The organism is Anaerosacchariphilus hominis, assembly GCF_014290175.1.
GTDB classification, from domain to species: Bacteria; Bacillota; Clostridia; order Lachnospirales; family Lachnospiraceae; genus Laedolimicola; species Laedolimicola hominis.
Genome location: NZ_JACOOR010000001.1, coordinates 379575 through 400939 on the forward strand (window position 1 = coordinate 379575; position 21365 = coordinate 400939).

Annotated in this window: 21 protein-coding genes and 1 pseudogene; 1 reads left to right on the forward strand and 21 read right to left on the reverse strand. The window is 44.2% G+C overall.

Features of this window, described 5'->3' with window-relative positions; genetic code table 11:
* The first annotated feature begins 143 nt into the window (after positions 1 to 143).
* Positions 144 to 1572, forward strand: a pseudogene (locus H8S44_RS01795) (ISLre2 family transposase).
* 59 nt (positions 1573 to 1631) lie between these two features.
* Here the strand turns inward: H8S44_RS01795 and H8S44_RS01800 are convergent.
* The 21 genes from H8S44_RS01800 to H8S44_RS01900 all read right to left on the reverse strand — a co-directional run bounded on the left by H8S44_RS01800 (position 1632) and on the right by H8S44_RS01900 (position 21238).
* Positions 1632 to 2300 (reverse strand): alpha/beta fold hydrolase, encoded by a 669-nt coding sequence (locus H8S44_RS01800; RefSeq protein ID WP_330601878.1) that lies wholly within the window; start codon positions 2298 to 2300, stop codon positions 1632 to 1634.
* Between the two features lie 45 nt (positions 2301 to 2345).
* Positions 2346 to 3341 (reverse strand): DUF7916 family protein, encoded by a 996-nt coding sequence (locus H8S44_RS01805; RefSeq protein WP_186872771.1) that lies wholly within the window; start codon positions 3339 to 3341, stop codon positions 2346 to 2348.
* Between the two features lie 14 nt (positions 3342 to 3355).
* The gene (locus tag H8S44_RS01810) at positions 3356 to 4348 is read right to left on the reverse strand and encodes a DUF7916 family protein (RefSeq protein WP_186872770.1); all 993 of its coding nucleotides are present in this window, start codon (positions 4346 to 4348) and stop codon (positions 3356 to 3358) included.
* Between the two features lie 21 nt (positions 4349 to 4369).
* Positions 4370 to 4642, reverse strand: coding sequence for an HPr family phosphocarrier protein (locus H8S44_RS01815; protein ID WP_186872769.1), 273 nt, complete (start codon positions 4640 to 4642; stop codon positions 4370 to 4372).
* 25 nt (positions 4643 to 4667) lie between these two features.
* On the reverse strand, positions 4668 to 5279 hold the full coding sequence (locus H8S44_RS01820; RefSeq protein WP_186872768.1) for a hypothetical protein: 612 nt from the start codon (positions 5277 to 5279) through the stop codon (positions 4668 to 4670).
* Between the two features lie 130 nt (positions 5280 to 5409).
* Entirely contained in the window at positions 5410 to 5865 is a 456-nt protein-coding gene (locus H8S44_RS01825) for a PTS sugar transporter subunit IIA (protein ID WP_186872767.1), read from the reverse strand.
* A 67-nt stretch (positions 5866 to 5932) separates the two neighbouring features.
* Entirely contained in the window at positions 5933 to 6289 is a 357-nt protein-coding gene (locus H8S44_RS01830; protein WP_186872766.1) for a hypothetical protein, read from the reverse strand.
* Positions 6290 to 6304: 15 nt separating this feature from the next.
* On the reverse strand, positions 6305 to 7636 hold the full coding sequence (locus H8S44_RS01835; protein ID WP_186872765.1) for a PTS transporter subunit IIC: 1332 nt from the start codon (positions 7634 to 7636) through the stop codon (positions 6305 to 6307).
* Between the two features lie 178 nt (positions 7637 to 7814).
* Positions 7815 to 9857: a BglG family transcription antiterminator gene (locus H8S44_RS01840; RefSeq protein WP_186872764.1), complete on the reverse strand. Its 2043-nt coding sequence runs from the start codon at positions 9855 to 9857 to the stop codon at positions 7815 to 7817.
* 343 nt (positions 9858 to 10200) lie between these two features.
* On the reverse strand, positions 10201 to 11442 hold the full coding sequence (locus H8S44_RS01845) for an IS256 family transposase (RefSeq protein ID WP_186872763.1): 1242 nt from the start codon (positions 11440 to 11442) through the stop codon (positions 10201 to 10203).
* 323 nt (positions 11443 to 11765) lie between these two features.
* Positions 11766 to 14498 carry a sigma 54-interacting transcriptional regulator gene (locus H8S44_RS01850; RefSeq protein ID WP_186872762.1) on the reverse strand — a complete coding sequence of 911 codons (2733 nt, stop codon included), beginning with the start codon at positions 14496 to 14498 and terminating at the stop codon, positions 11766 to 11768.
* A gap of 83 nt (positions 14499 to 14581) precedes the next feature.
* On the reverse strand, positions 14582 to 15583 hold the full coding sequence (locus H8S44_RS01855) for a Gfo/Idh/MocA family protein (protein ID WP_186872761.1): 1002 nt from the start codon (positions 15581 to 15583) through the stop codon (positions 14582 to 14584).
* 19 nt (positions 15584 to 15602) lie between these two features.
* Positions 15603 to 16421, reverse strand: a complete 819-nt coding sequence (locus H8S44_RS01860) for an HAD family hydrolase (protein ID WP_178039647.1) — start codon at positions 16419 to 16421, stop codon at positions 15603 to 15605.
* Positions 16418 to 16762, reverse strand: coding sequence for a hypothetical protein (locus H8S44_RS01865; protein WP_178039648.1), 345 nt, complete (start codon positions 16760 to 16762; stop codon positions 16418 to 16420). Before H8S44_RS01865 ends, H8S44_RS01860 begins: the two co-directional genes overlap by 4 nt.
* Before the next feature lie 15 nt (positions 16763 to 16777).
* The gene (locus H8S44_RS01870; RefSeq protein ID WP_186872760.1) at positions 16778 to 17329 is read right to left on the reverse strand and encodes an SIS domain-containing protein; all 552 of its coding nucleotides are present in this window, start codon (positions 17327 to 17329) and stop codon (positions 16778 to 16780) included.
* 16 nt (positions 17330 to 17345) lie between these two features.
* Positions 17346 to 18182, reverse strand: coding sequence for a PTS system mannose/fructose/sorbose family transporter subunit IID (locus H8S44_RS01875; protein ID WP_186872759.1), 837 nt, complete (start codon positions 18180 to 18182; stop codon positions 17346 to 17348).
* Positions 18169 to 18939: a PTS mannose/fructose/sorbose/N-acetylgalactosamine transporter subunit IIC gene (locus H8S44_RS01880; RefSeq protein ID WP_186872758.1), complete on the reverse strand. Its 771-nt coding sequence runs from the start codon at positions 18937 to 18939 to the stop codon at positions 18169 to 18171. The genes H8S44_RS01875 and H8S44_RS01880 overlap by 14 nt, the downstream gene beginning before the upstream one ends.
* Before the next feature lie 22 nt (positions 18940 to 18961).
* Entirely contained in the window at positions 18962 to 19420 is a 459-nt protein-coding gene (locus tag H8S44_RS01885; RefSeq protein WP_178039652.1) for a PTS sugar transporter subunit IIB, read from the reverse strand.
* A gap of 13 nt (positions 19421 to 19433) precedes the next feature.
* Positions 19434 to 19838 carry a PTS sugar transporter subunit IIA gene (locus H8S44_RS01890; protein ID WP_186872757.1) on the reverse strand — a complete coding sequence of 135 codons (405 nt, stop codon included), beginning with the start codon at positions 19836 to 19838 and terminating at the stop codon, positions 19434 to 19436.
* 477 nt (positions 19839 to 20315) lie between these two features.
* The gene (locus H8S44_RS01895) at positions 20316 to 20843 is read right to left on the reverse strand and encodes an AEC family transporter (RefSeq protein ID WP_186872756.1); all 528 of its coding nucleotides are present in this window, start codon (positions 20841 to 20843) and stop codon (positions 20316 to 20318) included.
* A gap of 41 nt (positions 20844 to 20884) precedes the next feature.
* Positions 20885 to 21238 carry an AEC family transporter gene (locus H8S44_RS01900; protein WP_186872755.1) on the reverse strand — a complete coding sequence of 118 codons (354 nt, stop codon included), beginning with the start codon at positions 21236 to 21238 and terminating at the stop codon, positions 20885 to 20887.
* Between the last annotated feature and the right edge of the window lie 127 nt (positions 21239 to 21365).

Genomic DNA, 21365 nt, shown 5'->3' on the forward strand with positions numbered 1-21365 from the left:
AAAGTCAGAATGCGTTTTCTCAAAATCTGTTTAGAGTATAATTATCATTGGCAAAAATAAAGGGAAGAGATCGAAACCTCTTCCCAATCATACAGATTTGTCTTATTGTTTAATTGCCAGAAAAAACATAAGGAGTCTGTATGATGAATTCAATGATAAAGGAAAACGGCGTAACATTCAAGGAATTAGAGCAAAATATTTATGCATGGATCTGTCAGATCGGAAGAGAGTTCACAAAAGAATTCCTGGAGCGGTATGACCGGATACTGATGGAGGACAGGGACAAAAAGAAGTACCGGAATAAGGGTGCCCATACAGACAACTGTAAAAACCGTGTATGGGGAAGTAACCTATCAGAGGACTGTCTATGAAGTGACCGAGGAAGACGGGACCAGACACTTTGTATATCTGCTGGATGAAACACTGGATCTGGACCATGTCGGTCTGATCTCAACGAACTTGGCGGAACTGTTAGTAAAAGGGATCACGGAACTCTCTTACAGAGAATGCGCCCGGCAGGTCAGTGAGATGACCGGACAGACCATCAGTGCGATGGGCGTGTGGAACGTCATCCAGGTGTTAGGGGAAAAGGTCTGTGAGGACGAAGCTGAGTTAACAGAAGCATATAAGAAAGGCCAAGTGAAAGGGAAAAGAGAGGTTCCTGTTCTGTTTGAAGAAGCAGACTGAGTTTATATCAAGCTGCAGGGGAAAGACAGAAAAAAGGAAAAACAGGATAAATCAGAGCTCAAGATCGGAATTGCTTATGACGGGTGGAGGAAAACCGGTCCGGATTGTTATGCACTGGAAAATAAAGTGGTAGCTGCGGGATTTTCCAAAGCAAAAGAGTTTCAGGAATACCGGGAAGCGGCAATCGCGCAGGAGTTTGATCTGGATGAGGTAAGGCAGAGGATCTTAAATGCAGACGGGGCGTCGTGGATCAAGAAAGTAAAAGATAAAAGTACCTGTTTTCAGTTAGACCCATTTCACCGCAATAAAGCTGTGAAAGAAAAGATCCATGAAGAGGCTGCACGGGAAGCGATCTTGGAACTCCTGAGAGAAGAAGAGATCGAAGAATTATTCCGGTATCTGGAGATCTACCGAAACAGTCTGAGCGAAGAGGATGAGATTGAAGATGTAGAAGACTTGATCCGATACTATGAAAACAACCGGGAAGGGCTCCTGCCCTATCAGTCCCAGGATCTGGAGCTGCCAGATCCGCCGGAGGGGCTGGAATACCGGAACATGGGGACAATGGAAAACCATGTGTGGAGTATGATTGCGAAACGGATGAAGCATGGGCACAGAAGCTGGAGCCGGCGAGGCGGGAACCATCTGGCAAAGATACTGGCAAAAAAATGCAGCGGAAAGCTGTATGAAGTGACAGAACGTCTGAGGAAACCGGTATTTGAAGAAGAAAAAGTAGAAGAATTATACGGGGAGATCCTGATGTCAGCGAAGGCGCCAAAAAAAGACGGAAAGGGATATCAATATCCGGCAATAGGGCATGTGGTTGGATTGGAAGGAAAGATACAAGGAGAGAGAAAACGTCTGCTGTACATGGCTGGAAATTAGAAGCCAGAAAAAGGACTGTTTGAGTAAAAAGATAAATCGGAAACATTGATGAAGTATTCTTAAAAATCATTTTTTGAATAAAACTCAGTTAAAATTTGAGCTAAAACTTCTGGATTTTCCTCATTTACAACATGACCTGTATCCTCAATAATTTCCAATTCTGCACTTTTGATATTTTGTGCCAAAAAATGTGCTGATTTTATGTTTGCACTGTCTTTCTTTCCACATAGGACTAAAGTGGGACATTCAATACTTTTAACTCTATTGCTGAAATCTAAGTTCTTCATAGTATTTCCTAAAGCAAATGTATTCTTTTTATCAAAGGCCATTGTTTCAAAAATAGATTTTGGCAAAAATCTGAAGATTATATTTTGAAAGCTAAATGCCAGCTTCGGGACTTTATATGGTGTTCCAATTAGAACCAATGTTTTTACTTTCTGCGGAAAATCAAGAGTATAATTTAATGTCAAAATACCACCTAATGAAAGACCGCATAAATGAATTTGCCCATCAATTTCGTTACAATATTTTACAAATGCAGAATACAGATTTTCATAACTCGCCTCTTGCCCTTTTACAGATTCAGAAAATATACAGATCCGGGAATGGCCAGATATGGAGATCCGGGCTACCGCAGGCTGAAGACATTTTAAGAAGTGCTGCCGCAATAAGTATTTAGAGCGACAGCACTTTATACTATGGGAACCTTTTGTTGTCAGCGCAGACAATGGAGGACGCCCAGGCGGAGCATCCTCCTGAAAGCAACTGCCGGATCAGCGGAGAGGAGACTCCGCCATACGGCGGTATGTGTGCCGGTGTCCTTTGACAGCAATGCACAGAGCGTTGATAACTTCGGGAAGTCCCATGTTTTCGTTTACTCCCGCATCGCCGAGCATATACATATCAACTCCCATGGTCTTGTTGTCGATGGCCAGTCTGCGGATGGTTTCCTCATCCGTGCCCTCCTGAGAATTATGGATGCCCGCGTTGATGAGCGCTCCGCCGGCATGGGCGGCATCAACGATCTTGCCGACATAGTCCATGGTAAATCCGGGCAAGCTGCCGGCGGCAGGCATATCGATGATATCCGCGCCTGCGTCAGCCAGGGCCGCGGCAAAATGCGGCGTCATCAGTTCCCGGAGATCGTACGGGGAATTCTGGGCATAGATCAGGCCGGGGCCGTGCGGAACGCCTGAGAGAATAAGAACCCTCCCTTTGGCGCGTTTAACGGCTTCCCTTGTGGTTTCCACAAGTTGCTTTTCACCACACCAACCGCCGATCATAACAATATCAAATCCCTGTTCGATACAAATTTCCAGATCATCCCAGTCATGGAGTGGATTCCCGGCCACATAGCCTTTTTTGGAATCAGCGAATCCGGTGTCCACCGACTGCCCGCCGTACGCCGGACTGTTTAAGATCAGTGTGGTGCCGAGAGGGCGTCCGATCATATTGCGGATCTCGCGGGCGGTCCAGCCTTTTCCGATCTGGATCTGGATTTCCCTGAAGGGCTCGTCATCCTCAGGATTCTTTGAGGGAAGGCCCGGAAACAGGGGCGCTTTGGGATTGTAGGTGTCCATGATCACGATGTCCGCGCCGAATCCGGCGCACACTTCAGCGTTGGTGACATACTGGATGTAGTTGTTCCCACGGGTCCTGGCCAGGGCGGAAACGGCCCGCCCCTCTGACATCCTTATCGCGTCTTTCAATTCAGCCGGCTTCAGTGCCAGCATTTCTTTCGGGGAGCAGTTTAATAATCTTTTAATCATGATCGTTCCTCCTTTTATCGCAATACGGACTCAGTAAGACGACGGTATGTATGGCGGCGGCCCTTCAGAGCGATAGCCATCGCCTGGATGACTTCCGGAAGCCCCATATTTTCGTTCAGGCCGGCGTCGCCAAGCACCTGAATATCGGCGCCGAGCTGTTTGTTGTCGATGGCGATACGCCGGATCGTGCCCACATCGGTCCCTTCCTGAGAATTGTGGACGCCGGTAGAGGCAAGACCGCCTTCCGCGTGGATGGCATCGATGATCTCGGCGACGTATTTCTTCGTAAATCCGGGCAGGCTGCCGGCTGCCGGGATCTGAACGATGTTTGCGCCGCAGCGGACCATATCGGCCGCAAACTCAGGAGTGATCAGTTCGCGGAGATTGTACGGCACTTCGCGGGCGTAAAGGAGTCCGGGCCCGTGAGGGATACCGGCCTCAATGAGAGCTTTGCCTTTTGCTTTTTTACAGAGGACATCGAGCTGTCTTAAGAAGTTGTCCCGCGTCGCCCAGCCGTGCAGACCTACAATATCCGGGCCGAGTTCGATCATCAGGTCGATATTTTCTTCCGTCGCGAAAGTAAGCCCGGCCGCGGTTCTGGCAAGTTCATTGGCATATCCGGTATCGATGTGGTGCGCTCCGTATTCCGGCTCTACGATCAGAGCGGTGGAAACCGGACGCCCGATCAGTTCTCGGATCTCGCGAACAGTCCAGCCTTTTCCTATGGGAACCTGGATCTCCCGGAAGGGTTCATCATCCTTCGGATCCTTGGACGGAAGCCCGGGGAAGATCGGGGCGGCCGGATTCAGGCAGTTCAAGTGTACGATGTCGCAGCCGAAAGCGGCGCATACTTCCACATTGGACACATACTGAAGCAGGTTCGGCCCCCTGCTCCTGGCCATGGCTTCGACGACCCGGCCCTCTGACATTTTGATCGCCAGGAACAGTTCGTCCGGCGTCAGGGCCAGCATCTCTTTCGGGCTGTAGTTCAATAGTCTTTTGATCATTTTTATATTCTCCTTTCTTTTTTATTCTCTGAGATTTTCGATAAATGAATACAGGCTCTGCGCGGCTTCCTGTTCGTCCTCACCGTCGCATATGATGGTGATGCCGGTGCCGCATAAGAGCTTTCCGGTCAGGACGCTGAGGATCCTTTTGCCGTTGATGCGGACAGAAGGGTCGTCGTCCCGGATAATGGATACATCGGACCGGAATTTCTGAGCCAGCTGGCAGAACATACCTGCCGGCCGGGCATGCAAGCCTGTCATATTTTTGATTGTTATTGTTTTTTTAACCGCCATTTTTAATGAAGACTCCTTTGAAGACTCAGCGCTCTGTGCTGATCTTTGAAAATTTGTTGAGCAGGAACCTGAGAAGGAAAAGCCGTTCAAAATGCATCGGACCCAGAGTGATCCATTTCCGTTCCTGCCCGTCGTCCATGCGGCAGTTGATCTGCGTTTCTCCCGTATCTTCTGTGCAGAATGCCCGCAGGATCCTGAGCGGCACGGAATAAGAGATACCAAGGCTCAGCTTCCCATTCTGGATCGTGAGCCGGTTTCCAAAGTACATTTTGTCATTGTACGGATCGAAAGAACCGTATGTGTTTTTACAGTATGCCAGGTATTCTTTTTCCAGACGTTCCAGCAGATAGTCGAAATTTTCGGCGCAGCTGCTCCGTACAAACCATTTTTTTGAGTGTTTCTTTCCTCTGTCTATCAGGAGGACCCAGTCTTTCCAGACCGGGAGGATCCCCCACAGTTTTTCAGTCATATAAAAACAGTTGATATCCTCCAGTTCACTGTAGGGGATCTTCTGCCCGGGACGGGCTCCTGACTTGACCATTATCCCGCCGTCCGTAAAGGCAATGTCCGCGGGTATGGACCGGGTCAGCAGCTCTGCCGCAAGGCCTGACGCGGCAAGCAGGCAGATCAGATTCAAAACAATACTGCTGACCTCGGTTCTTCTGCTCAGTCCGAAACATAAAAGTGCAATAAGAGGGGGGATCAAAACAGCCGCTGTTTTATATTTTGCATAACTCTTCCTGAACATAGAGTCATGACGGTAAAACTCATCCATCCGTATCCTCCGCTTTATTCATCATAGTGTATATTTCCTCAACACTGCTGCAGGACATGACTTTTGCCAGCGAGCTGTCGTCGGATATCATGGCGGCCACATTTCCCATCAGATCCAGATGAGCCGTGTTATCCCTGGCCGCGACGGCGATCAGAAGATAAATGGGCTGGTCTTCCTTTCCGGGAAAGTATACAGGCTTTGTCAGCCGAAGGAAGCTGACACCGCTTCTTATGACTCCTTTATCGGAATGGGAATGGGGCATTGCGACTCCGGGCGCCACTACCATATAAGACCCATGTTTGTTTATCATATCTATCATGGCGGATATGTAGCGCTCCTCGGCGATTCCGGCTTTTACCAGAAGTTCGCCCGCGCGGGCAACAGCCATGCTCCAGCTGTCTGCCTCAGCTCCGAGTTCGATTGCGTCCATCGGCAATATATCGCTCATATTGCACCTCCTGTGTCTGTTTTTAATTCTTTCCGGGCTGAATCCGGAATAAGCGGGAAACCGGCATCTAGTCCACTTCTTTCAGCCATCCGGCCTCGGACAGGACTTTTATGGTCTCTTCCATGATCGATTCGTGATTTCCCAGGTCTTTTATTTCGACCAGAAGCGTATTGGGCATCCGGCCCTGGATCTCTTCCAGGCGAAGGCCTTCGAGGAAGCAGATATCCGGATCCGTCGATCTGCTGCCCCTGGGATTGTCCTCAACGGACGGAGCTACGTCGATGTCTGTGAATCCCAGAGCTTTAAAAGTCTTTTCTACTGCTATTTTTATTAAAATGCAGGTACATACGCCTACTACGCACAGCGTATTGATCGTGACAGGCCTCCTGGAAAACGGAGGATCCACAATATATTTTTTATCCATAATACCGTCTCCTTATCATGCGCCGAAGGGAACGATCCGTTCCCCGAAGATCCTTCCTGCAAGCAGGTAGATCGGGATACAGATCCAAAGATCGTCCACTTCTCCCATTATGGTCGCATAGTTTGCCAGATTGTATACGTCCTGTCCCAACAGGAACTGGAGCAGCAGAAGGCCGCCTGCCATCAGCACTGCGGTCACGACTCCGCCAAGGACCGCGCCTTTCTTTCCTCCGAACTTATTACCGAATACGGCAACGCCGGCGCCTGACATAAACAGGCATTGAACGGCCGGGAACAAGAATCCCCATCCGGCGACTGAGGAAATGACCATCAGGACTAAAAATACTGCGATAGATACTGTAGATCCGATAAATACGGCATTGGTGCCGAACGGAAATACAGTGGGGACATCCAGGGCCGGACGCGCGCCGGGGATGATCTTTTCAGAGATACCGTTGAACGACGGGATCAGTTCTGCCATCATAGTACGAAGACCAAAGGTAAATGTAAGGAAACCTCCGGCAAAAGTACAGGCCTGAAGGATGATCCATACCCAGGGATCCGTCGTGATGCCCGCGATTTCCTGGACGGTGGATCCGCCGCAGGCGATGCCGAAACCGAGAAGAAGGAGCCCGACTATGATCGTAATGGCGCATCCCATATCACGCATGAAAGCGATGCCCTTGGGAAAGATGATGTTTTCTGTGCTGTCCTCTTCTCTCTTTTTAAGCTTTAAGAGATTACACAGGTGACAAGTTATAAATACGGCGATCGACGACTGATGTCCGTATCCGCACAGGTTGTCTCCACGCAGGGCGCTGACAAACTTGTGTACATAGATGGGCTGCAGGCTGTACCAGATAGCGGACATTACGCTGCCGAAGATTATGATGGCCCATATATTGGTCACTCCGTAGATGCAGATCGCGATAGCAGAGGTCGCGACTGCTTCACGGAGGAGGAAATGACCGCCGCCCATGTACACAAAGCGGTATTTCCTGGGAATAAGAAAACGTTCAATGAGCAGATGGAGCAGGAACCCAAAGCCGATGATCGGGCCATAGTACATTCCATAGTCTGTCAGGTAGGTGGCAGATAATTTCATGTCCGGCACATTGAGGACATTGGAGATCATAGTCCCCAGATCGCCCATTACCCCGATAAAGGAATTTATTCCCAGTGAGAAGATCGTGTAGCCGATCACGGCTTTTATAAAGCCCTGCAGGATTTCTGTAAATCTTTTTCTGTCTGCGATTTTACCCAGGATGACCATGCCGCCTATGATAACGGCAGTCTGCTGGAGCAGATTGTTGATGATCCAGTTGAATATGTTTTGTATAATTTCCATTTTCTCTCTAACCTCCCGTTTTTATCGATAACCTGCTGTATGACGGGTCTTTACAGGCGCATAGGCATCTCCTCCTCCCGGATATAAATTTTCTGACATCGACCTTGAATCAAGTGTATAGTATTTGACATTCAAAATGAAGGACAAAGTTTTCATGCATAAATTTGCAAAATTGTATTTATTTTTCTGTCAGATTCCGGATGGTCTCAAATACGAGAGCAGGATCCTCTGCCTGGAGGAGAGACGCGCACGCGCCGGGGTTGCTGATGAGCTTCATTAAAAGATTTATTATGAAGAGATGTTTCTGATTATCAACGGGAGCGATCACAAAAATAAGATCTACTTTTTTGTCTATGATATCGACAGGCTTTTTCAGGATCAGAAGGGAAAGGCCGATCTGCAGGACTCCGTTTTCCGGATGGGCATGAGCCAGGGCAATATGGTCATTGACTACAATGTAAGGGCCATATTTGCTCACCAGAGAGAGCATGGCGTCCACATATGTCTCGAGGATATAACCCTGTTCGACAAGAGGCGCAGAAGCAGCCCTTATTGCCTCTTCCCAGCCTGAGACACAGGGGGCGATCCGGATAGATCCCGGGGAAAAGAAATCCAACAGCTGGGCGATCTCCGGACCGCAGCCGGAGTCACCGCCGCGGTTCCGGTTTATAATGGCGTTCAGCTCCTTTTCCACATTTGCATAGTTATTCGGGGAAATATAGGGAGTGATGATATCCATGATCCGGGTGACAGAGAGGCGCGAACTCTCATCCTGCTTCTTTAATATAATATTTTTAATATTTTTTTTGTCCTGTTCTGTAATGATGGGGCTTACACGGATATAAGGCATGTCGCCCGGAAGGTCGACAGTGCTTATGATATAGTCATAGTCACGGGCGCAGAACTGGAGGTCCTGGGCTGACAGGATGCCGGTGACACAGATCCGGGAACTCAGGTTTTCCAGCTCTGTTTTCAGCATGGACGCAGTGGCAAGGCCGCTGGGACAGACGACAATAAGGTTGATCCGGTTGTCCACAAACCGGTTTTTCCTTGTATAACAGGCAAAATACAGCGTAATATATCCAATCTCATTTTCATTTACAGGCACATGGGCGTTTTGTTTGAGGATGTCGCAGACCTGTTCGGTGATTTCATAGATATCTCCGTACTGCTTTCGGATTTCTTCGATCAGGGGATTTCCAATATCAATGCCGATCTGGTACCGGTAAAGCGAGACTTTTAAATGGCTGGCGAGCCTGCTGATCAGTTGTTCCCGTTCTTCGATCTTAACAGCGCTCAGCGCGAGAAAACAGTCGACCATTTCTTTGGCTGTTTTATTGATGAGCATTAAGTCGTCATGGTCATAAGTCATATCGACCAGTTCATGATGGTAACTTATAAAATGAAAACAGTAGTACAAAATTTCTTCTTCGTTCATATCCGGGAATCCGGTCTTGAAAAGTCGGTAAACAGAAGTGTCTTTTACATTCAGCCCGGTTTTAAAATCAAACTGCAGGGGCGCGGGGGCAGACGCGGTCAGGCACATCTGGACGGACAGGGTCTTCAACATATTTTCAGGAAGAGGGATCTGCGTTTTATCCGCGACAGCCTTCAATTTTATCTTTGCCAGGTCGCTGTCCCTGCCGGGCAGAAACGGATAGTCTTTTTTGAGATCTATTTTATTGCTCTCAAGCAGAGTCAGGATCTTCTGATAGTAGTAAATAAACAGAGTCCTCTTTTTCAGTTCGTTCCCCAGGATCTGGTATCCTTCAGCAGATGTATAGCTCAGGGAACACTTATATATGCCTAATTCTGTTTTCACCTTTTTCAGATCAGAAAAGATGGTGTTACGGCTGACCTGGAGGTATTCCTCCAGTTGTTCGATATATATCTGCTTTCGGGGATAGAGAAGAACACAGATGATCACAGAAAGCCGTTCCTGTGAGGAGAAGAAATAGGACACAAAATCTTCCTGCCTGCTGAACTGCTCCAGGAAAGATTTCTGGGCGCCGGACAGCATAATTCCATGGCCTCTTTTCAGACAGAGCGGAGGGATGCCGTTGGCTTTGAGCCAACTGTTGATATACTTTAAATGTGTGTATACGCTGCGGCCGGACATATTGATATAGACAGCGATATAGTCGATCTGAATATACTCGGAGCTGTTATACAGCAGTGTCAGGATAGCATTGCAGCGGGAATCCAAATCCTTTATCTTCAATAAGCTCACCTCGCAGAATTCTTTAAATTAATTATATAAACTCCTGATTTGCCGGGCAAAGTTTTTACAGTACTATTATTTCATGATCTAATTGGAAAAATTACACTTGAGAGGAAAATGGAATGGAAGTAATCGTCAGCAGAAGTGATGTTACTGTCAAGTAATCGTTGGCAACTTTCTTTCCGGAGACTATGAGAAAATCTCTGTAAATTAGATTCTTCTATGATAATAAAGGGTGAGAAGCTTACAAATCAGGCTTTTCACCCTTGTTTTATATATAACAGTTACTGTCAGGCATGTCAAGAGCAGGCGGCTGGCCGCCTGTCTTAGACTATGTTTTTACTTATTCTGGAAGTCGTCCTTCGTACATGATACTCAACTCCCCGTAGACCTGGCCCCAGTCCCGGATGGTAGTTGTCCATTTCTTAGTAGCCTCGAAAGTGGCCAGATATAAGGCTTTTAACAGCGCTGTATCACTTGGAAATACGCTTCTCTGGCGATTCAGTTTCCGGTATGTGGAGTTCAGTGACTCTATCGCATTTGTTGTATAAATGACCTTTCGGACAGTGGTTGAAAACTTAAAAATTGGGGAAACAGCATCCCAGTTGTCCTTCCAGCGTTTCATGGAATTCGGGTATTTCGGACTCCATTTTTCTGTCACACGGTCTAAAGTAGCCAGAGCCTTCTGCTCATCAGCAGCCTGATAGATGGTTTTTAAATCCGTAGCGAAAGCCTTCCTGTCTTTATCCGGCACGTATTTCAGCGTATTTCTTACCTGATGAACAATACACCTCTGATATTCTGTCTTTGGAAATGCCGCCGAAATCGCTTCCTTAATGCCTGTAAGGCCGTCTGCACAGATAATCAGGATATCTTTAACCCCTCGATTTTTTAGTTCATTTAAGACAGAAAGCCAGTATTTCGCACTTTCATTGTCACCAATCGTAATGGTCAATACTTCCTTTTTGCCCTCTGTGTTAATGCCCAGAATTACATAGGCTGCAAGTTTACGAATCACTCCATTGTCCCGCACAGAATAGTGGATAGCATCAATGTAAAGAATCGGATACACGTCGTCTAGTGGTCGATTCTGCCAGTCTTCAATCTGCGGAAGTATCTTATCTGTTACATCAGAAATAAAACTCTCAGATGTTTCAAAGCCATAGATATCTTCAATCGTTTCCGAAATTTGGCGTGTAGTCATTCCTTTGGCATACATGGAGATAATCTTCTGGTCAATGTCAGAAATATCCTTCTGACGCTTTTTGACAACCTGTGGTTCAAAGGTGGACTTTCGATCTTGTGGTACTTCGATTTCCATAGAACCATACCGACTGTTTACCTGCTTGCGTTTATAGCCGTTTCGATAATCGTCGTTGTCAGAACGCTCGGATTTCTCATATCCGAGATGGTCATCCATTTCTGCCTCCATCATTTCCTTGATGGTGCCACCAAGGAGATCTTTAAGAGCATCCTGGATATCTTCAGCAGTCTCAATATCGTATTCTTCGAGAAGCTGACGAATGATATTTCTTTTTCCATCGGTCATTTGTACTCTGTGTACAGGTTTCTTTTGTCTTGCCATAATAAAAGGCCCTCCTAATGATATTTATTTTATCATAGAAGGACCTTGTGATGGTTATTTTACAGAAAAAATCTCACAGGCTCTTTTTATGTTTTGACTAATTTTGCCTTCAAATCCACACAAAATCGACTGTTTTTTGTGTAATTTTACCACAAAAAAACAGACTTTACCTATTCAGCTTCTCTGCCTATCAATCTTGAAGGGTTAAACTATATGAGAGAACCATGTCCAAATCTCCTTCCGCACTGATAAGTTTAAAATACATCAGTTTGAACGTTTACATAAACTTTGAGATACTCCTGAAATAAGGGCTGTCAACAAACCTATTCTTCATTATGACTTATGTATTCATACAAAAATACAATTTCTCCATCAGGCAATTGAATTTTATAATGCTGCTGAATTTCACGAAAAGCACTGTTTACATAAGACACAAACTGTTTTTCTTTTCGTATAAATTCCTTTTCACCTGGCCGGGCTTCAATAACTGCCTTGGTCACTAAACGTTCTACCAGACAGCAAATATGCACATATAGGCCTATGATGGTTTTATTGTTCAGATCACATTTCAGCAATGCCTGCAATCTTTTTACTGCATTAACGACAAAACTCAGGAGTGTGTCTGCATTTAAAATAGTAAGACTTTCTACAACATTTTGAAGCGAAAAATTCTCTACAATTTTTTCTTCCAAAAAATCAATTTCTTTCTTTGTTAAATAAGGGACAAATATTTTTTCCAGATAAGCCGTCCCTTTATTAGTAACCAGATCGTCCAGGGATATAAATGGAACATCTTTAAAGCCTGGATCCAGCGTACCAACCACACACACTATATGATATTTAGAAAACACCTGAGCGATTTCCTGATTTTTCAACAGTTCATAGTAATCATACAAGACTAAATTTATATGCCGTTTTTCGGAAAAGCCATGCTGAAACAGCTTCATAATACGTTCTGCAGCTTCATTTCCCAGCTCGCTTGTAAATAAAATAGTAGGAATCTTTCTCTCGGTGCTGATAATTTTACAAGAAGAATGTACTTCTTTGCAAACCTCCTCCAAATATTTATCCATAGGCTGGCGCTGCAAAATTCTACTTCCCACCTCAAGAACAAGCTGCGTGGAAATATGATTGATAATTCCTATTTTAATGTTAGGAATATCCTCCAGTTCTTTCCCGATTTCTTCCAGCGAACCCATATCTACCAAAAGTAAAATATTTCTGTATCCTGCATGTCCTAAAATATACTTCTTTAATTTCAAAGCAATTTCCGACACCTTTGTATCTAAAGGCATATCAATTGCATTAAATATATTAAAGTGAAGCAGCTGATTACATGTATCTGCAATGCTGCCGGCCGTAGAATATCCGTGACTGATAATAATTCCCAGAGTATCATTCAGCTCCAGCTTGCGATTATATGCTTTAATATTCAGAATTAAAAAAATTTCGCTGATTTGATTTAACTGTAAATCAAGATTTCCTTTTATTGCACTCGAAACTTCAGCAGCCACTGCTGTCTCCTGAGGCAATTTACTGTGCAGCCATTCCAGACAGTGATTTAAATCCTCAAGCCGTCTTTTTTCCCACAGTTCAAGAGACGCGTAAAACTGTGTAATCGTATAGATGCTTCTGGAAAGAACAAAACCGCAGTTTGCAGGTATCACCACTGCATATTTGTCCGTTATTTCCTCAAAAACAGAAGACAGTACTTTTATAATTGCTTTGACTTTCACATCACTGTAACACCGCTCAAAAACAATATAGTCATAGTAGGCATAAATATGTTCCATACCTGCTTCCAAAAACTTCTCAAAACTGATTTCGTTTTCTGCATATTTCAAAAATGTATTAAGCAGATCATCAAATAAAGAAGTCATTCGATCCATAGATACATCTCTTTGAAAATCCGCCAGGTAAATCAAAGGTTCCTTGCCATCCTCCACTTCCACGCTTGCTTTTATATCAGACAAAAGAGTAGCCGGCAGGTGATAGGACATGATCTGAAGCTTTACGTCGTCTGTGCTGTTCAGATATGCTGCCGCACAGGACATACGGATAACATTTTCCAATTCGCCAACATTTTCCTTATAAACGTAATTTAAAAGAATATTCAGCACCTGCCTGCTGAAATAAACTTCTCTTCCTATTCGTTTTGCTTCTTTTTTCAGGAAAAAAATGATCAGTTCTTCTTTTTCATTTAAAGAGCGTTCCTCCAAATCCGGCATCTGAGTTACGAATGGAATTCTGCGCAGCAAGGTCTTTAAAAGCGCTTCCTCTGGCTTTTTGGTGGTTGCAAAAATCAGCCTGGCAGAAGAAGCTCTCCACCGATCCTTCTCGCCAATACGCTGAAATCTTCCATTATCCATGTAGATAAACAGACGTTCCTGAAAATCAGGAGCCAGATTATGCACTTCATCAAAAAAAAGAATACTGCCGTCTGCCATCTCAAGCATTCCTTTTCTTTCCTCGCCGTCTTGGTTTTCTCCGAATACGAGCCTGCCAAGCTTATCTGAATCATTCTTAAATTCCGAACAGTTTATTACATAAAAATTACTAGCTGCATCAATCAACTTGTTGTTCACAGCATATTCATAGGTCAGCCGTGCGAAATAAGACTTTCCTGTCCCTGTAGAACCAACAATCAGAATTGGAAGTCCAAAGGGCGGATACCTTACAGCCGCTTTACATTGTTCCACACTATAGCTTAAACTCAGCTGATTTCCTATTGCTTTGCCAAAATCCTTCTGACAGTAATCTGAACGCAGCAGCATCTCCATTAATTCATCTATAGAATAAAAGAGACTTTTTGTAACTTTAACATCATATAAACGCTCCAGGCTTTTTCTGTGCATAAAATAGACAGGTCTTGAATTAATTTTAATCAAGATCCCTTCCTTTACCAGTTCATTCAAATATTGACTCACTAAATTACGGCTTATATTTTTCTCCCTGCTGATATAATTGGCCGAATATCTATGAAGCGCCTCCGTCTGAAAGTCCATAGTGCACTGCTCGATATAATCTAACAATTCTTTTTTCGTTTGAACATACATGCCACATCCCTCTTCTTAAAACACAGTATAGCATCAAAGCAGAAAATAAGAAATCCTTTTCCGCTTTGATGCTATCTCCCCATTTATATCTGGTAACATTCCTCAGGGAAACAAATGCCTGCTTTTTCACGTATTTGTTCCATGACCGCAATCACTTTTCTGGTACACTCTCGAAAGCTTTGATAAAACTCTTTCCCTGAATCAAAATCTGTAATTAAATCCAACATTTTCTTTGCCTCATACTTCATAGCAAGCTCTGAATCATCCCAGCATACAATATCCTCCCGGCGTCCGTCTGAATAAAGAATATATACGTTTCCTATATGCTCCATATTTTCGATATGCAGTACGCCTTCACTTCCGTGAATCGTGGTGTCATGACCAGAAGTACTTCCCTTAGACCAGCAAATATTTATATGGCAATCTTTATAATCAAATAACGCTGTTCCAGCCAAATCTGCACCTGTTGACATAAACGCTGCCTGCGCATCAATCTTTTGCGGAACGCCGAATAAATATATAGCAGGATATACACTATAGATTCCCATATCCATCAAGCCCCCGGCTGCCAGTGCAGGATTAAAAATGTTAGGCTTTTCTCCCTGTAAGAATGCCGGATACTTTGAAGAGAACCTGCAGAAATCAAATTTCGCCATATGAATGTTTCCAAGCTTTTTTATTGCATCGCAAATCTGCTGCATTTGCGGCATATATAACGTCTTCATTGCTTCCAGAAAAACAACATGGTTCTCATCTGCAATTTGATAAAGTCTTTCAAGCTGTTCCGAAGTAACAACTGAGGTTTTTTCACATAAGACATGCTTCCCATATTCCAAGAGCTTTTTCGAAGTAGGATAATGCAGAGCATTGGGATTTGCAATATATACAAAATCCACATCCGACCTTCCCAGTTCGTCCAAATCTGTATAAATTTTTTTCACCTGATGCTTTGCGGCAAAGCTTTCAGCTTCCTCCTTCCGAAAGGAATATACTGCCTCATGCGCCAAATCCGGCATCCAGGCCCTGGCTGCTTCAATAAAATTGTCTACAATCCAACCTGCGCCTACCGTCGCAAATTTTACCATTTATAAATTCTCCTTTTCCTCATTTCTTTAACCAGCGTTCCAGTTTATCACCCTGTAAAAAGCTTTGTATAATATGATAAACGGAATTTTCCGCGTTGCTTCCCGCCAAATAATGAGATACTCTTTTCACTTCTTCCACACCGTTTTTCATCGCAAAGCTGTATTCTGCAGCTCTCATCATTTCAATGTCATTATAATAATCTCCAAATACCATTGTTTCTTCTGCGGTAATACCGCATAAGCTTTGGATTTTAGAAAGCCCGGCTCCTTTGCTTGTTCCCGTTTTCAGAATATCCATACAGTCTGGCGAGGGTTTAATTGCAGCTGCACGACCCTTTATATGCTTTTTTATCTGCTCGATTTCAAAAGGATATGTATGCTCTTTCCCGTATATTCGGAACCTGAGTATCTGCTCCCTTTTCACAACCTCGCTCAAATCATCCTCTATATGCACGTAAAGGCTTGCAGGAGGCCAGTCAAAAAATTCTATTCCCCTTGCATCTACATAGCTGCAGTCCAAGGTATCTACAACAGGATATACCTTCTGACATTCTTTCAGTAATTCCAGGGTTTCCAAGCTGATGGCCTCCGGCACCGAAGACACCTGATTCCAGCAGCCATTCATAAAATAACAGGTTCCATTCTGTGCCACAAAAAAAATTTCTTCCAGTACTTCAGAAAAAATTCTGCATAAATCTTTCGGGTCTCTGCCGCTGGCTATAACAAATGCTATGTTTCTCCTGCGGCAGTCCCGAATCATTGAAAATATCCCGCTGTACAGGCTGGAATCAGGAAACAATAGGGTCCCGTCCAAATCTGCTGCAATTAAACGTATCACTTTAATATTCCTCTGGATCCCCAGTTTTCAAATTCCAGGAAGCAAAGGTATGCTTCATCGTTTTCAATTCCGGCCTGTTGTTTTAAAAGTTCAAAGACTGCTTCTGTAACCTCAGACTTTATCTGTAAATCAATCCGTCCCTTTACACGCACCTCAACAAAAGCTGCAGATTCACATTTTTTCCCTCTGAAATAAATATCATGCTGATCCCCGATATCCACCATTAGCATTCGTTCTTCTTTCTCCGGAATTATTGTAATAATCCTCCCCAGCCCGCATTTCAGATTTTCCTTCTGAGCATTTGTCAGCCTCTGTGCTGTATGAATTGTAATCAATGGCATTTTTCTTCTCCCCGCTTACTCCATATTTGCATGATTATAGTGCATGATATCTCCTGGAATTCCGGCCTGCTGGCGGATAGATGCCACCAGGCAATCATATAGAGGCACTACAATATGATCAAATGTATAGCCATTATACATTTCATGCTCTTTAACAACCTCCGGATCCATTTCTGCAGTAATTTCAATCAAAATATCCGCAGCTTCACCCAGCGGAGAGTCCTTATGAGCAGTAAAGGCTATAATGGTAGCGTCTTCTTTTTTCGCCTGCTGCACAAAAATATTGGTAACTCGTGTAGTCCCGCTCCAGGATGCGCAAATCAAAACATCGCCCTTCCGGATACTTGGTGTAGCAATTTCACCTACAGCATAAGACAGCTTTCCAATCTGCATCAGATTCATACCAAGCGCCTTTAAAAACAACAATGTCCTGCCAGCTCCTGCTACAAATACCCGTTTTGACGCTATGATTGCATCAATCGCCTTTTGAATTTGCGTCTCATCAATACTTTCCGCCCCGCGGACAGCTGCCTGAAGCGCTGCTGTCCTAAGTTCTCTGCTATTCATTTTTACTTCCTCCTTTTTAACCCATAATCCCAAGCGCCACACATGCAATACATAACAAAATAATAAGAACCAATAAAACGACAATATTAATCCCCTTTTTCATCAGCCAATAACAGAGCCATGTAAATCCTAACGGGGCTAAGCCCGGCATAATTCCGTCTGTAATAGCCTGTAAGGTTGTTGCGCTCTCACCTGTTCCAATCGGAAGAATCAGCGATGTATAAACCATAGAATAATTCATTCCTCCGATTGCCATCATTCCTAAAATTCCTGTTGCCGTCATGACGATTTCCATGATTCCAGAGCTCTGAATCTTGGTTAAAAAGTCCACGCCCAGACGGTATCCCAGTCTTGCTGATAAAAAACGGCTTAATACATTCGGAATATTAAAAATCAGGGCATATAGAAACGCTCCTACAACATTTCCCTGGGAAAGCAGACTGACACCGATTCCGATTGCAATAACACGGAGCGTTCCCAGAAAAATAGAATCGCCAATTCCTGATAATGGTCCCATTAAGGCTGTTTTAATTGCACTGATTGCTCCTGTATCAAAACCTTCCGTTTTTGCATTCTGCTCTTCCATAGAGGCTGCAACGCCGCCTACAAAAGGTGCGAACATAGCCGTAATATTGAAAAATTCCAGATTTCTTTTCAGCGCTTCCTTATATTTTTCCGGTTGTCCCTTGTATATTTTTTTCAGGACGCCTCCTATCATTGTGCTGTATCCCATATTACCGGCGCGCTCGTAATGCCAACAGTAATCATAGGTCATGGATCTCCAAGCCATGCGGTCCAAATCCTTTTTTGTCAACATACCCTTTGTTTTATTTTCTTCTTTAGAAGTCATCATCTGCTACCTCCTCTACCGCAAACTGTGTTGTTCCTTTTTCTGAGAAAAGAGTTTTAAAATCAAATTTTGTAATAATAAGAATAATTCCTAAGAGTGCAATACCTAAAACGGGCACTCCCAAATATGCCGCCAGTAAATACCCAAGAAAATAATAGGGAACAACCTTTTCATTCATCATAATTTTAATCAGCATTGCAATACCAAGTGCAGGAAGAAGACCGCCGGCAACTGTCATTCCCTGAGTTATAACCTCTGGAATCTTGTCCAACAGCAGCATAGCCCTATCGCTTCCCAAGGCAAATGCAAAATATACAATGACAGCCTTTAAAAGACTTCGCAGCCCGCCGCAGATAAACAGAACTGAGGATACTCCTCTTCCATTTCCCTCCAATGCAAATTTATCAGCCAACCGAACTACTAAGCTTACAGCTGAAAGCAAGGCATTGACAACCATCTGAGAAAACAGAGCAATGGGAAGCGAAAAAGTAAGGGCCATTTCACTTGTAGATGCAAGACTAATTGCAAATGCTGTTCCCAGCACGCCGCCAACCAGCGAATCCGGAGGACAGTATGCTCCAACAGGAACAGAGCCTGCATAAAACAGTTCCAGGGACGCACCAATGATACACCCGGTCTGCAAATCCCCCATAATAAGCCCCACTATCGGCCCCATAATAATGGGACGATCCAGATATGATGTAAACATATGTGTTACATCAGAAAAAAAAGTTGCGATTGCTAATAATAGCGCTGTCATTTTTACTACCTCCCTTTATTTTTTATAACACAATTTTTTTATCACTTGAATTGTGTCTAACCTCAACTTCTAATCCCTTTTTCTTCATATTTTCAATTAGAAGCTTATCGTCTTTTGTTAAGCGAACTGCATACCCTATTGTTTCCGAATTTGGAATCGGCGGAGTATTTCCGATATTCAAGCTTTTAAAACATTCACACTTTTCTGCAAGATAAGCCGCATCTTTTACGGTTTCCACAATTACCATAAGTTTGTACTTATCTGTAACGCCGCTGTTTAAAGCCTCGACAGAATCATTTAAACTCTTAATAACAAGTTTTACTCCTGTGGGTTTGCTTAACTTTACAACGCTCTTTCTCACCTCATCCCGAATCAGAGAATCGCTGGCCAGCAGAATACAATCTGCTCCCACCATATTGGCCCAGCCAAATGCAATCTGTCCATGAAGAAGCCTGAAATCCACTCGAAATAATTTAATCATCTGCTACACCTCTTTAAAATTCTTCCTCTTCTCCCTTTACCTGTAATAAATCCGTACAAAACTTCAAATTATTCTGCGCGGACGCTATTGCCAGACGAATCATATCTCTGCTTTCCATATTCTGATTAGAATAAAGCTCCAGAAGCAGCGGTAAATTCATTCCGGTCACCAGATAAACTCCCGGTTCATTCAAATATTTCATAAATTCATTATTTACACTTCCGCCGAATACATCTGTGACAACGATCAAATCCTCTTTCCTGTTCCGCTCGCAAATAATTTTTTTAACTGTATGCTCCAGGGTCTCTTCGTTTTCTTTTGTATATGCACATAAGACAGTAATATTAGGAGCGTCCCCCAAAATCATTTGAAATGAACCTAAAATTCCTTCTGCAAATTTCCCGTGCGATGCTAACAAAAACTGCTTAATTTTACTCCCCTCCTTTCATCTGGTGTTTTATGAATCCAAGTATACCTATTTTTTTTCGTTTTAAAATAGCCTTTTAAACAATTCGCCACTGTCAATTCAATTAAGACATTGGAAATGTTTTTTAAGGATTAGATATAGCATCTGTCGACATTCCAGCGACAATATTCACAATTCTTTGCACAAAAAAAGATTCTGTCCAAAGGCAAAATCTTTTTTATTTTACTTACGCATTCTCCGTCATCACCGTATCAAACCGGTACGCCGATTGACGATGACGCGGAAAAGATCGAAATCAGGCCGCTGGAGACGAATATACCCTTGTCAATTATAGGTATGCTTTCCGTAATATTCACCAGACTCTCAGAGACGAAGGGCAGGCTACCGAAGGCACCAAGTTGGACGCTAAAATTTCAGGTACAGCAAAGCTCTCCAGCTCATCGTCCTTTCATCAGCAGCGGAGAATTCTCAGAAGATGAAAAAGGCTGTCAGACTTAAGGTCAGAAGACTGGCAACCGTAGCCACCAGAATCATCCCCAAAGCGTACTCCCCCTCTTTGTGATGCGACTGAGCGAACATCGCGATAGAAGTCGCCGGAGGCAGGCCTGTCACAACAGACATTACCTGCGCCATATCCCTGTTCTGAACCAGCTGAGAGGCCAGCGCATAGTACACGACAGGGAGAAGGAGCATCTTCATCACAATACCCACATACAGTTCCTTTTGACGCAGGGCTCCCTTCCATTTGCTGAAATACAAAAGCCCTCCGATGTAAATTAATGAAACGGAGGTCGCTGAATTGCCCAGCGTTAACAGCCCGTTCTCAATGCTGTTTGGAAGTCTGAGCCCCAGAACAATCAGAAGAACGGCCAGCAGGATTGAAGCAAGTCCGGGATTCACAAAATTCTTTGCGGAGAAGGAACGTCCGCCTCCTGTGGGAGTAGTCAGATACAGGCCGTAAGTCCAGAGCACCGCCTGATCCACAATGTTCGTCAAGGCAAGATAAATCACCCCATGTTCAGGACTCAGAGCCAAAATCAACGGGGTTCCGATAAAGCCACATTTCCGCAGATAAACACCGCCTGAAAAATCTGTCCCCTTTCTTTAGGCAGACGCATCAGTCCGGCAAGGAGTGCAAACACCAGTATCAGCAGCAGATACATCAGCAGAGCCAGAAGAAATACCGGAAAATCGGATATAAACTGCTCGCGGCTCGTCCCTCTCATCATGTTCGCAAAGAGCATGACTGGGAGCAAAAGTTTCACCACAAGGGAAGCCAGGCCAGCCAAAACTTCTTTGGACACGATCCCAAGACGGGCCGCCAGATAACCCGCAAGCATCATAAGAAAAAAGGAAATCAACTGTTCCGAAATAATAAGAAAAGAATCCATTCCGCTCTCCCCCGCTCAATCTTTCCCTCAGCGCGCCGCATCTATTCGCACATCTGCATTTGCATATTTTACGTATACTCTATGTATAACATTGTGCCGCTGAAAAGTCAAACGATTCGGCTGCTAC